Genomic DNA, 12562 nt, shown 5'->3' with positions numbered 1-12562 from the left:
CGACCGAGAGGAGCGCTCCGATGGACGGCTACCCACTGATCGAGAACCACGGTCTCATCGGCGATCTGCAGACCGCGGCGCTGGTGACCACCGAGGGCATGGTCGACTGGTTCTGCTCCCCACGGTTCGACTCGCCGAGTGTCTTCGGGGCGCTGCTGGACAAGGAGAAGGGCGGTCACTGCACGGTCCGTCCGGCGCATCTGACGCATGCGACCAAGCAGTTGTACCTGCCCGGCACGGCGATCCTGGTGACCCGGTTCATGACCGAGGCGGGCGCCGGTGAAGTGGTCGACTTCATGCCCGTGACCGGTACGACGGTCACCTCCCGCCACCGGCTGGTCCGTCTGGTCCGCTGTGTGCGCGGCACCATGACGTTCCAGGTGGAGATCGCCCCCCGGTTCGACTACGGACGCGTGAAGCACGAGTTGCACGTCACCGGGCACGGAGCGGTCTTCGCCGCTGAGGACGGCACCGAGCTCACCATGCACCCCATCCGTGAACCGGAGGACGAGCGGCTCCTCGACGTCCTCACGAACCAGGACGGCGACCTGAGCGTGTCGGTGACGCTGCAGGCCGGTCAGCACCGCGGGGTGGTTCTGGAGATGGGCGCCGAGGGGCCGCCCGCCGAGGTCCGCCTGGACGCGTACCAGGAACTCTTCGACCGGACCGTGGGGTTCTGGCGCTCCTGGCTGACGCAGTCGCGCTACACCGGGCGCTGGCGCGAGATGGTGGAGCGTTCCGCGATCACGCTGAAGCTCATGACCTTCGCGCCCAGCGGCGCCCTGGTGGCCGCCCCGACGACGGCCCTCCCGGAGCAACTGGGCGGCGAACGCAACTGGGACTACCGCTTCACCTGGATCCGTGATGCCTCCTTCTCCGTGTACGCCCTGCTGGGGCTGGGCTTCACCGAGGAGGCCCGGGCGTTCATCGTCTGGCTGAGCGACCGCGTCAAGGAGCGGGCCGGCGACAGCAGCAGCACGGGCCCGCTCAACATCATGTACAAGGTCGACGGCTCGACCGACCTGGACGAGCAGATCCTCGGCCACTGGGAGGGCTACGCGGGCTCCGCGCCGGTACGGATCGGCAACGGCGCCGCTACGCAGCTCCAACTGGACATCTACGGCGAGGCGTTGGACAGCATCTACTTCGCGCACCAGCACGGGTTCCAGGTCGGGCACATGGGATGGACCTCCATGCGGGAGAACCTGGACTGGCTGGCCGACCACTGGGACCAGGCGGAGGAGGGGATCTGGGAGACCCGCGGAGGGCGCCAGGACTTCACCTACGGCCGGGTCATGTCGTGGGTGGCGTTCGACCGCGCCCTGCGCCTCGCCGAGTCGAAGGGCTGGCCGTCGGCGTACGGACGGTGGCAGACCGAACGGGACGCCGTCTACGAACAGGTCATGGCCAAGGGGTGGAACGAGGAACAGCAGGCCTTCGTCCAGCACTACGGCAGTGACGTACTGGACTCCTCGCTGCTGCGCATGGCGACGGTCGGGTTCCTCAGCCCCGAGGATCCGATATGGGCCTCGACCCTGGACGCCATCGAGCGGGCGCTGGTCAGCGACAGTCTCGTCTACCGCTACAACCCGGAGGCGTCGCCCGACGGCCTGCGCGGCTCGGAGGGCACCTTCTCGCTGTGCACGTTCATGTACGTCGACGCCCTCGTCCGGGCGGGGCGGACGGACCAGGCACGGCTGGTGTACGAGAAGATGATGGGGTACGCCAATCACCTGGGTCTGTACTCGGAGGAAGTCGACCTGACGGGGCGTCAACTCGGTAACTTTCCGCAGGCGTTCACCCACCTCGCCCTCATCGACGCGACCCTCACCCTCGACAAGGCGCTCGACGGACGATAGCGCGGGCCGCGCGCCTTTGGCCGCACGCCTTTTCGGCCCAGTACAACCGTTTCGAGATCCCTTGTGTCATACCAAGCAGGAGGAAACTTCCACAAAGATCACAAGGGGGAAATATGCGCTTCAATCGTTCCGCCGTGGCGGTCGGCGCCTTCGCCGCGCTGGCCCTGGGGGCGGGCACCGCTCTGGCGGCGCCCGCCTCGGCCGCTCCCAACACCACGCCGCAGAAGGTCTGCGGCAGCGCCTACAAGACCGTCAACTCGGCCGCCATCGGCTCCCTGGGCACCGTCTACCTGACGTACAACTCCTCGAACGGCCAGAACTGCGTCACGACCATCCGCAAGAACCCGGGCACCGCCTTGGACATGTCCACGTGGATCTACGTCCCCGACACCGGCGTGGGCTCCGACGACTACGGGCGGTACACGTCGTACGCGGGACCGTCCTACGTGTACGGCAAGGGCCACTGCGTCGACTGGGGTGGCCACATCGACAACGTCTACACCCAGGTCTCCGCTTCCAACTGCGCCTCCCTCAAGGAACAGCGCGTCACCTACACCCGCTGACCCACCGCTCCGTCCCGACTCGTCCCGGCAGGCTCACCGAGTCCTGCCGGGACGAGCTCGTGCCCGGTGCTCCGGTTCGGTCCGACGTTCGCCGACGACCTTCGAGGACGGAAGCCGGCCGGCCCTGGAGGTGCCCCGGAGGGTGTCGCCGTCGACCGTCACGTCGAACGCCAGGTTCAGCCGCACGGGCTTGGTGACGGCCTGCTTCCAGGTGAGCCGGTCACCGTCGAGGGCCACCTCGACGAGGGGCACCTCCTCTCCGGCGCCGCGGGCGACACCGGCCAGGAGGCCGTCCTGCTCACGGAGTTCGATCACGGCCTCGATCCTGCCGATGGGAGTGGAGACGGACAGGTTCCAGGTGCCTTCGACGGACATGCTGATACTTCTCCTGACTGCGTGGGAGGAACGGCGAGCGGCCGCGCCGCGTAGGACCGGGCGTTCAGAGGGCGGCGGGCGTCAGGCCCTGGGCGCGCCAGACGGTGCCGCGCCGTTCGTGGGAGAAGAGTTCTTCGACGGCGTGCGCGACGCGGGGACCCACCTCCCGTTCCAGCAGGTACAGGCCCAGGTCGAGCCCGGAGGTGACGCCGGCTCCGGTGATCAGGTCGCCGTCGTCCACGATGCGGGCGCGGACGGCGTGTGCGCCGGTGGCGTCCAGCATGTCCAGGCCCAGGTGGTGGGTGGTGGCGTGGCGTCCCTCCAGCAGGCCCGCCATGGCCAGGACGAGCGAGCCGCCGCAGACGGTGGCGACCGTGGTGTCCGGATCGTTCATCGCCTGCTCGAGGAGGGCGGGGAGTCCGGTGGTCAGCGTGCGGCCCAGCAGCACCGGGATGAACTCGTCCTGCTTCCGTTCACCGGCGCCCGCCTCCGTTTCCGGGACCTCGCCGGGCTCGCCCACGCGGCCGGAGGCGCCGGGCACCAGAAGCATGTCCGCGCGCTCCGGGTCGAGGGCACCGGTGGCGCGCAGTGTCAGACCTCCGGTGCCGCTGATCACCTCACGGGGCCCCTCCGCGGAGACCAGTTCGACGGTCACCGCACCGTCCGACGCCGAGCCGCCGGCGTACAGCACCTCGTAGGGGGCGATGACATCGAGCGGGTCGAAGCCGTCGAACAGGACGACCTGAATGTGCATGGATGTTCCTTCGGGAGTGGTTTCCATCGGCCGCTCCGAAGTCAACCGGCTGCCGGTCCGATCGCCCAGTGGCACTAGTGACAGGTTTCGACGGGATAGTGCCAAGAACATCCGGACCGTGTGAGGAGGTCAGTCCGAAACGGCCGGGCGGCCCTCTGCGTGCCGGTCGATCCAGGCCAGGGCCGCCGCGCGTTCGGTCTCGGTCGGTACGGGGTTCAGCTGGTCCGGATGACGGATCAGGTAGTGCTCGCGGGCGGTCCGCAGGCCGATCGCCCGGGCTTTTGCGGAGAGGCCGGGGTGCTCGGCGACCTCCAGGGCTCGCTGCCACCAACTCCTGCCGCGGGGGTCGACGGCGTAGTGCCACAGCGGCTGTCCGGGGTCGGCCACACCGATCAGGACCCGGCGCAGGACGTGATCGTTGATACCGGGGGTGCCGAGCAGCCGGTCGGCCACGAACAGCGGGTGCTCCCCGTCGAGACGGGCCCGGACCAGCACCCAGGTCATGAGCTGGCCCACGTCGTGGGCGCGCGAGGTGACGAAGTCCCACAGCTCGGCGGCCTTGGCCTCGTCGGGGGCGCCGAGGTGGGTGAGGAGACGCAGCTCGTTCTTCCAGACCGGCCGGGCTCCGTTCCACCAGGCGACGAGCTTTCCCGCGGCGGGATGACCCAGATCGAGGGCCAGACAGGTCAGGGTGACCAAGGGGTGGCGCCATTCGGTGTACGTGGTCCGGTACGTCTTGGTGAGGTCCTTCAGCCGGCGCGGCAGCAGCGCCTCGACCTCGGCCCCCGTGGCCAGGCCGTGGGCGAGGAGGAGTTCGAGGCAGAAACCGAGCCCCTGCAGACCGGTCTCCGGGTCGGCCACGCGCTCCCGCAGCCAGCGCACGTCGGTGTCGGCGAGTGTCCGGTACCGGTGCCACGCCCCGCGCAGCGCCCCCTCGTAGGCGTTGAGATCGGGTCCGGTACCGGACAGGAGCCCGTCCCGGGCGGCTTCGTAACGGTCCACGGCGGCCAGTACCCCGGTGGTGTCGATGCCGACGAGCACGGAACCGCCGGGCCGGAGCGCCTCCTCCCGTACGAGATCCGCCTGGTCGCGGGCCGCTTCCGCCGCGAGGACGCGCAGCACGTGCGGCAGCCGTTCGTCGGTGCAGAGGCGGACCGCCGCGAGGGCGGCGTAGGAGCGGCCGGCGTGGTGGTCCGCCCCCGTCTCCCGGCGCCAGTCGGCCGTGACGCCCCAGATCAGCGCGTCGTACAGTCCGCGCAGGGAGGTCTCCGGGGCGTCGGACGCGGTGAGTTCCGCCGCGAGGCCGGCCGCGGCCCGTACCGCGTCGGGCTCGTGGAGCGACCGGCGCAGCTCCAGCCAGGCGTGGACCGAACCGCGGTCGCCGGCGAGCGCGAACTCCCGCACCACGGCGAGGCCCCGCTCGGACGGCACCTGGCGCAGCACGCCGGACGTCCCCGAGCCCATGGCCGCGACGATCTCCCACGCCGCCTCGTGGCCGTGACGCAGCAGCGCGTGGAGCAGTTCCCGCCAGGCGCCCCACTCCGCGAACCGCCCCCCGTACTCCAACCGCCAGGTACGCAGCAGCCGTTCCGTCTCGTCGGGCGTGAGCCCGTTCCGCCGCTCCAGCGGGACCACGAACCGGGCCGCGGCGGAGAGGTCCAGGGGGTCGCGCAGCCGGTCGTGGAGCCATGCGGCCTCGGCCGGTGACAGCAGCCGGTACCGGAGGGAGGAAGCACTGCTGTCCACCGGCTCGTCGAGCGCCTTGAGGAACTGGCGGACTCCGTCGGGGTCCACGGGGTCGGGCAGACCCGCCTCGTCCCGTCGGGTGACCCGGTCCAGCTGGAAGGCGCTCCGTGGCCCGCCGTCGACGACCCGGAAACCGGGCGGTCCCTCACCGAGCCCGGCGGCGACGGCGGCGTGATCGCCGCCCCAGTGCAGCAGCAGTTCGCCCGTCAGCGCGCCGGAGCGGTCGAAGGCGCGCTCATGGGACTGCCAGTGCCAGTAGGCGAAGGAGACGGGGCCGGTGAGGCCCCGCGCCTCGACGAGGGCGGCGGCGTCACCGTGGCCTTCGGACTGGGTGTAGCGGGCCCGCCTCGGCGGTGGCAGCACGAGGAACCCGTCGCCGCCGAGCCCACGCCACCAGGCCGAGATCGTGGCGAAGTCCGAGCTCCGCCGGGCCGTACGGCGCCCGGGCGGAGTGGTGTCGGGGCTGTTCACGTGCTGCTCCCTGAGGTCTCCGGGATCCGTCCCGGACGGGTCTTCCGTCGGGGACTCACCCTGTCACAGGGGTCCGACATCCCCTTCCCCGCTCGACGGCCGGCCCGTCGACGCATGCGCGGAGGCGGCCTCGGCCGGGACGAGGCCGCTATGCCGGGAACAGCCACTCCATCGCGGCGAGGCTCTTGTCGACGTACTTGCGCTGTTCCGTCCGGATGCCGTGCGCGAGGTCCTCGAAGACGCTGCACCTGGCGTAGAACACGGCGCGCTCGCCGAGCGCCCCGAGGTCGTCGGCGTCGGACCGGTACCCGCCGATGGCGGCGCGGGTGGCGGCAGGGCCGAGATCTCGGTGGAGCAGTCCGAAGTCGTGGGCCGGGTCGACGACGGCCGCGTCGCTCCAGTCGATGACGCCGGTCACCGTCCATGTGACGGGGTCGACGAGAACGTGTTCGATCCCCAGATCGTTGTGGGAGAACACCGGGGTGCATCCATCGTGCGGTGGCTCGGCGTCCAGGAACGCCTCGACGGCCCGGCGGTGCGCCGCCGGCACCCGCCCGGCCACCGTCGCGTGGTTCTCCGCGGCCTCGTGCCGCCACTCGGCCGGCGGCCGGTGGTCCACGTCCACCAGACCGGCCAGCCGGTCGACCGGAACGGCGTGCAGCGCGGTGAGCAGCCCGCCGAGCGTGGCGGCGACCGACGTGCCGTGGGCCGCTCGCCGGTGCGGCGCCATGTCCAGCAGGGGCACGCCGGGGAGCTTGCGGTAGGCCAGGCATCCCCGCTCCACGTCCGTGAACGCCGGTTCGGGGACCGGCAGCGGCGAGATGCCGGCGACGGCGGCGAGCACGCGCGCCTCGTGGCCCACCAGAGCGGCCCGCCGTGCCGGGTCGGGCTCCTTGCTGACGCGCACGATCAGCTCACCGTCGACCTCGTACGCCAGGTTGTCCAGGCCCTCGCCGAGCGGTACGACGGACTCGATCCGGCGGTCGGGCAGGTGCGCGGCCACGACGCTGCGGACGTCCGCGACGCGGTCACGGCTGCGACTGCTCATCCGCCGATCCTACCGATCGACCGCATGGGGCCGACGGTGGTCGCCGGGTGGCCGCGCGGGCCGGCCGTTGCTGGATAAAGTCATCTCGTCACACCTGGTTGTGGGGACAGCCAGAGCACATCGGGGAGGGCCTGCACCACATGAGTCGTCGCTCGACCGGATTCGTCGGCGTCTGGGCAGAGATGCAACGGCAGCAGCAACGCCAGCAGGAAGCCGAGGCCAGACGGCGGAGACAAGAAGCCCAGCAGGCACGTGCCCGTCAACGGCGGGCCGCCCAGAGCCACCGCGAGTACCGGCAGGCGGAAGCGCTGCGCCGCACGGAGGAATTGGACGCACGGGTCGCGTCGCTGCAGAGCCTCCTCTCCTCGGGTTGCCGGGCTCCGGCCTTCAGGGCCTCCTCCCTCATGCGGCGCGAGGAGGTGCAGCCCTTCGCTCCGGGACCGTTGGCGCAGCCCGTGGCCATGCCCGACTTCAGCCATTACCAGACGCAGAACGGGTGGACGGCCGGCCGCCGGGCCCAGGCACAGGCCGAGGCGCGGGCCCGTTTCGAGCGGGACCGGCACGCGGCCCAGGCGGCGGAGGCCCGGCGACAAGAACAACTGGCGTCGTACCGGCGGGAGCACCAGCAGTGGGCCGACGCCCAGCTCGCCGAGGTGAGGCGGCACAACGCCGGTATCGCCCAGGTGGCCGATGGCGTGGGACGCCGTGATCCCGACTCGGTCGTGGAGTACTTCTCCGCCGCCCTCTACGCCTCGCAGGCATGGCCGGAGGGCTTTCCGCGTCAGGTGACGGCGGCCTACGACCCGGCGGCTCGACAGCTGGTGCTGGACTGGGAGTTGCCCGCCTACGACGTCGTCCCCGACGTCAAGTCCGTCCGGTACGTGTCCGGGACCGGCCAGGACAAGGAAACCGCCCGCCCGGTGAGCCAGCGTCGCGCCCTTTACCGGGAGGTGCTCGCACAGTGCGTGCTCCTCGTCCTGCACGAGCTCTTCGCCGCGGACGAGCCGGGCGCGCTCGAGTCGGTGACCTTGAACGGGTTCGTGGACGGGCACGACCCGGCGACGGGCCGACCGGGCCGGATCCACCTGGCGACCGTGATGGCTTCGGCCTCGACGTTCCGCGGCCTGCACCTGGCCCAGGTGGACGCGGGCAGCTGTCTGGTCGACGGACTGCGCGGACAGCTCTCGGCCCGCCCCGACCAGCTCACGCCGGTACGGCCGAGCCGTCGGCCGCAGGACGTCGGGAACCGCGTCGTCGCGCACGGCGGTGACGAGGAACCCGACCTGTACGGCATGGATCCGATCGCCTTCGAGAACCTCGTCGCCGATCTCTTCCGGGCCATGGGGATGCAGGCGGTCACGACCCAGCGCTCCAACGACGGCGGCGTGGACGTCGACGCGCTGGATCCGGCACCGATCCGGGGCGGGAAGATCGTCGTTCAGGTGAAGCGCTATCGCAACACGGTGCCGCCCACCGCCGTGCGTGACCTCTACGGAACGGTGCAGGACGCCGGCGCCAACAAAGGTGTCCTCGTGACGACGTCGGGGTTCGGCCCCGGCTCGCACACCTTCGCCAACGGCAAGCCGCTCGAGCTGATCTCGGGCCCCGAACTCGTCGATCTGCTGCACCGTCACGGGCTGCGCGGACGTCTGGGCGAGGCTGCCCGCCGGGCTCCGGCACAGCCGGCGTCGTCAGGTCCCGACACTCGGCTGCCCGACGATCACAACGTCCTGGGCATGTCGTGGACCGGAGGCGTGGCGTTGGACGTGTGCGCTCTCGTCTGCCGGGGCAACCGGGTCCTCAGCGACGATCACTTCGTCTTCTTCAACAACCCACGGACGGCCGACGGTTCCGTGCGGACCCTGGCGGCCACCGCACCCGACAAGGCCGCGATCCGCGTCTCCTTCGACGACTTGCCGGACGAGGCCGACCGGTTCGTCCTCGCGGCCGCGATCGACCCGGAGGTCAACCCGGACGCCGACCTCTCCGGATTCACGGACGCCCGCATCCGTCTGCTCGACCCGGGGATGACCGAGCTGGGACAGCTCGAGGTCTCCGACGGCCGGCCCCGTGAGACCGCCTTGGTGCTCGGGTCCTTCCGCCGAAGGCCGAACGGCGACTGGGACTTCGTCCTGGGCGGCAAGGGCTACACCGGTGGCCTGGAGGAACTCGTGCGGGATTTCGGCATCGAGGTGGACTAGGCGGACTTCGCGCCCGCAGCTGCCGAAGGCGTATTTCACTGTCCGGGCGACAACGCTGTTCGATACGTTCTGCCGATGCGGAAGCTCGCGGGGATCGAGGACCTGTCGGGACTGGTGCGTGACGTACTGGGACCGGCCTGCCGTGTGGTCGGGATCGACCGGTTGCGCGGGGGCAGCAAGAAGGGGGTGTACCGGGTCCGGGTCGACGGAACCCCGATGGCGAGCGTGATCGTCTACAGCTGGGCCGAGGAGGAGAACTTCTGGCCGGGCCGGAACGACATGGACGCCGACGACCCGTTCGCACCCGCGTCGGGCCTGGCCCCCTTCCTCGCCGCCCGGCGAAGTCTGGAAAGCCTGGGTGCGAGGACCCCGCGGGTCCTCCTGGCGGACGGCAGCCGGTGCCGCTACCCGGCGGACCTGGCCGTGGTCGAGGACATCTCCGCCGGCACTCTCGAAGCACTCTTCACGAGCGACCCCGCCCGTGCGGCCGCGGCCCTGGACGAACTGGCCGCGACGGTGGACGCGATGCACCGGCACCTCGCCCCGAGGTACGGCCGGGTGGATCTGCTGGAGCGGGGCGGCACCGCGAAGGGGGTCTCCTGCGAGCGGTCGGTCCTCGACCGGGCCTTGCGCGATCTCGAGGAGGCCTCGGGCAGGGACCGCAGGATCGCCGCGGCGGACGGCCGCCTGCGCGACCGTCTCCACGGCTTGAGCGCGCTGGTGGCCCCCCGTGCCGCGTACGGGTTGATCCACGGAGAACTGGGCCCCGACCACGTCCTGGTCGATGCCGACGGGCATGCGGTGCTGATCGACATCGAGGGGCTCATGCACTTCGACATCGAATGGGAGCACGCTTTTCTGCAGATCCGCTTCGGGGAGTTCTACCCCGTCCTGGCCCGGCCCGGCCTCGACCCGCGGCGGCTGGACCTCTACCGGCTCGCGATGCGCCTGTCCCTGGTCGCCGGCCCGTTGCGCCTGCTGGACGGCGACTTCCCCGACCGGGCCCTCATGCACGGGATCGCGGAGCACAACCTGAAGGAGGCCCTGGCGCTCCTCCCGTAGCGTGGGCCGTGGCCGCGGGTGGTCAGGAGGGCGGCAGGGGCTGCTCCGTCCAGACGGTCTTGCCGTCGTGGGCGTAGCGGGTGCCCCACCGCTCCGTGAGCTGCGCGACCAGGAAGAGCCCGCGCCCGCCCTCGTCCGTGCTGAGGGCCCTCCGGAGGTGGGGGGAGGTGTGGCTGGTGTCGGACACCTCGCAGATCAGGTACTGCGCGCGGATGAGGCGCAGGGTGACGGGGCCGTCCGCGTACCGGTAGGCGTTGGTGACGAGCTCGCTGGCGACCAGCTCGGTGGTGAAGGCCATGTCCGACAGCCCCCACTCGTCCAGTTTCGCCGTGACCAGCTCCCTGGCGCGGGCGGCGGCGGTCGCTTCCAGGGGAAGCTGCCACGTGGCGACGTTCTCCGGCGGCAGCACCCGGGTGCGGGCCATGAGCAGCGCGATGTCGTCGGTGGGGCGGCGGTCCGTGGGCAGCAGCGCTTCGACCACGCCGTGGCAGGTGAGTTCCAGAGGATCGGCACTGTGGGCGAGACACTCGCGCAGATTCTCCAGCGCGGCGTCGACGTCGCCGTCGCGCGCCTCCAGGAGGCCGTCGGTGTAGAGCGTGAGCAGGCTGCCCTCCGGGAGGTCGAGGTCGTACATCTCGAACGGCAGTCCGCCCAGGCCGAGCGGTGGGCCCGCGGGCAGGTCGAGCACGGTCACCTGGCCGTCCGGCGTGGACACCAGGGGCGCCGGGTGGCCGGCGCGTGCCAGGGAGCACCGCCGGGAGACCGGATCGTAGACCGCGTAGACGCAGGTGGCCCCGAGCACCTGCTCGATCGCCGCCGACTGGTTGCTCTCGGCGTTCGTCTCCAGCTCGGCGGCCAGCAGACCGACCAGATCGTCCAGCCGGGCCACCACCTCGTCCGGTTCCAGGTCGAGGCTGGCCAGGGTGCGCACGGCGGCGCGCAGACGCCCCATCGAGGCCGCGGCGTGGATCCCGTGGCCGACCACGTCTCCCACGACGAGGGCGACCCGGGCCCCTGACAACGGGATCACGTCGAACCAGTCACCGCCGATGCCCGGTTCACCGCTCGCCGGGAGGTACCGGCAGGCCACCTCGACGGCCGGCAGGTCGGACACCTCGCCCGGCAGCAGACTGCGCTGCAGGGTCAGCGCGGCGCTCTGCTGCTGGGTGAAGCGGCGCGCGTTGTCGATGCAGACGGCCGCGCGCGAGGAGAACTCGTGGGCCACCGCGGCGTCGTCGTCCTCGAAGGGCTCCGAATGGCGTACCCGCCACAGGCTCACCACGCCCAGCACCTGGCCGCGTGCCATCAGGGGCACCGCGATCAGGGAATGGACGCCGAGACCCGAGGCGACCTCGATCCGCCGCCGGTCCATGGCGTACCACTCGGGGCGGAGGGACAGCAGCCGTTCGAGAACCGGGCGGCGCTCGGCCAGGCACCGTGCCTGCGGGGACTCCGGAAGGAGCGGGACCACGTCACCCTCCTGGAACGGGACCCGTGGTTCCGCGGGCGAGAAAGCGACCCGCAGGAGCGCACCCGCCGTGTCCGCGGGCAGTTCGTCACCGAGCACCACCGGCTTCAGGAGGTCCACCGAGCAGTAGTCGGCCAGACCGGGGGCGGCCACCTCGGCCAGTTCCCGGGCCGTCTGCGCCACGTCCAGTGAGGTTCCGATCCGGGCGCTCGCCTCGTTCAGCAGAGTGAGCCTGCGCCGAGCCCGGTGACGCTGGGTGATGTCCTCGATCGTCTCCGCCACGCCGAGGACCCGGCCCGATGAGTCCTGCATCCGGAACGCGGAGACGGACACCATCCGTTCCCGCCCCGGAGCGTGGCGTGTCCGGGCCGACTGCTCCGTGAAGATCAGCGGTTCACCGGTCTCCAGGACGTGGCGTACCCGCTCCTCGGCCGGCCCCGCGTCCTCGTCGACCAGGAACTCACCGGCACGACGGCCCACCGTCGCCTCGGCCGCGATGCCGCTCGCCTTCTCGATCGCACGGTTGACCCGGATCACCCTCCTGTCCGCGTCGTGGATGGCCAGACCGATCGGGGACCGGCGGTACAGGCCGTCCAGCAGCGCGCGGTCCCGCTGCCAGGCGACGACCTCCGCGGCGGGGGCACCGACCAGGAACCACTCCTGACGCTCTCCGTCACGGACGATCGCACGGCCCCGGAAACCCATCTCCACACGCCGTCCGTCGCGGTGCCGGATGGGCAGGACGCCGAACCAGCCCCCCGCCCTCAGGGCGTCCACGACGACGGACCGCGCGACGGGCAGGTCACGGGCGTCGACCAGGAGGTCCTGCCACGCCCGTCCGATCACTTCCTTGGCCGGGTAGCCCAGCAGTTCCTGCGCACGTGCGCTCCAGCCGACCACGGTGCCGTGATCGTCGAGCACGGCCGAAGCGGCGTGCCCGAGGGCGAACGGGTCCTCCGGACTCTCGCTGAAATGCATCGAAGGTGTCCCCATAACCACCACTCTGTCTCCGTGC

At 71.3% G+C, this 12562-nt stretch carries 9 protein-coding genes; 4 read left to right on the top strand and 5 right to left on the bottom strand.

The genetic code is table 11. From position 1 onward, the window contains the following. Positions 1 to 20 precede the first annotated feature (20 nt). Positions 21 to 1859, top strand: coding sequence for a glycoside hydrolase family 15 protein (locus ACICHK_RS38230; protein ID WP_406840560.1), 1839 nt, complete (start codon positions 21 to 23; stop codon positions 1857 to 1859). Between the two features lie 113 nt (positions 1860 to 1972). Beyond that, a complete protein-coding gene (locus ACICHK_RS38225; protein WP_406840559.1) occupies positions 1973 to 2422 on the top strand; it encodes a spore-associated protein in 450 nt (149 codons plus the stop codon). A gap of 33 nt (positions 2423 to 2455) precedes the next feature. Here ACICHK_RS38225 and ACICHK_RS38220 read toward each other — a convergent pair whose 3' ends face one another. From ACICHK_RS38220 to ACICHK_RS38205, 4 genes are all read right to left on the bottom strand, one after another. Beyond that, positions 2456 to 2797: a hypothetical protein gene (locus ACICHK_RS38220; protein WP_406840558.1), complete on the bottom strand. Its 342-nt coding sequence runs from the start codon at positions 2795 to 2797 to the stop codon at positions 2456 to 2458. 64 nt (positions 2798 to 2861) lie between these two features. Then, positions 2862 to 3551, bottom strand: a complete 690-nt coding sequence (locus tag ACICHK_RS38215; protein ID WP_406840557.1) for a DJ-1/PfpI family protein — start codon at positions 3549 to 3551, stop codon at positions 2862 to 2864. Between the two features lie 129 nt (positions 3552 to 3680). After that, complete coding sequence (locus tag ACICHK_RS38210; RefSeq protein ID WP_406840556.1) at positions 3681 to 5768, bottom strand: hypothetical protein; 2088 nt, start codon at positions 5766 to 5768, stop codon at positions 3681 to 3683. A gap of 148 nt (positions 5769 to 5916) precedes the next feature. Then, positions 5917 to 6816 carry a phosphotransferase family protein gene (locus ACICHK_RS38205; protein WP_406840555.1) on the bottom strand — a complete coding sequence of 300 codons (900 nt, stop codon included), beginning with the start codon at positions 6814 to 6816 and terminating at the stop codon, positions 5917 to 5919. A 140-nt stretch (positions 6817 to 6956) separates the two neighbouring features. Between ACICHK_RS38205 and ACICHK_RS38200 the strand changes: the two genes are divergently transcribed. Both ACICHK_RS38200 and ACICHK_RS38195 read left to right on the top strand, forming a co-directional pair. Continuing rightward, entirely contained in the window at positions 6957 to 9017 is a 2061-nt protein-coding gene (locus ACICHK_RS38200; protein ID WP_406840554.1) for a restriction endonuclease, read from the top strand. A 75-nt stretch (positions 9018 to 9092) separates the two neighbouring features. Next, positions 9093 to 10079, top strand: a complete 987-nt coding sequence (locus ACICHK_RS38195) for a phosphotransferase (protein ID WP_406840553.1) — start codon at positions 9093 to 9095, stop codon at positions 10077 to 10079. A gap of 22 nt (positions 10080 to 10101) precedes the next feature. Here ACICHK_RS38195 and ACICHK_RS38190 read toward each other — a convergent pair whose 3' ends face one another. After that, on the bottom strand, positions 10102 to 12525 hold the full coding sequence (locus ACICHK_RS38190) for a SpoIIE family protein phosphatase (RefSeq protein ID WP_406840552.1): 2424 nt from the start codon (positions 12523 to 12525) through the stop codon (positions 10102 to 10104). Between the last annotated feature and the right edge of the window lie 37 nt (positions 12526 to 12562).

This window comes from Streptomyces sp. AHU1 (assembly GCF_045343905.1).
Lineage (GTDB): Bacteria > Actinomycetota > Actinomycetes > Streptomycetales > Streptomycetaceae > Streptomyces > Streptomyces triticiradicis.
This window is presented reverse-complemented; position numbering and strand designations above follow the sequence as displayed.

Excerpts from the sequence above, each read along its gene's own strand:
- ACICHK_RS38230 (WP_406840560.1), top strand. The coding sequence starts at position 21 with ATGGACGGCTACCCACTGATCGAGAACCACGGTCTCATCGGCGATCTG.
- ACICHK_RS38195 (WP_406840553.1), top strand. The coding sequence starts at position 9,093 with ATGCGGAAGCTCGCGGGGATCGAGGACCTGTCGGGACTGGTGCGTGAC.
- ACICHK_RS38190 (WP_406840552.1), bottom strand. The coding sequence starts at position 12,525 with ATGCATTTCAGCGAGAGTCCGGAGGACCCGTTCGCCCTCGGGCACGCC.
- ACICHK_RS38215 (WP_406840557.1), bottom strand. The coding sequence starts at position 3,551 with ATGCACATTCAGGTCGTCCTGTTCGACGGCTTCGACCCGCTCGATGTC.
- ACICHK_RS38200 (WP_406840554.1), top strand. The coding sequence starts at position 6,957 with ATGAGTCGTCGCTCGACCGGATTCGTCGGCGTCTGGGCAGAGATGCAA.
- ACICHK_RS38220 (WP_406840558.1), bottom strand. The coding sequence starts at position 2,797 with ATGTCCGTCGAAGGCACCTGGAACCTGTCCGTCTCCACTCCCATCGGC.
- ACICHK_RS38225 (WP_406840559.1), top strand. The coding sequence starts at position 1,973 with ATGCGCTTCAATCGTTCCGCCGTGGCGGTCGGCGCCTTCGCCGCGCTG.
- ACICHK_RS38205 (WP_406840555.1), bottom strand. The coding sequence starts at position 6,816 with ATGAGCAGTCGCAGCCGTGACCGCGTCGCGGACGTCCGCAGCGTCGTG.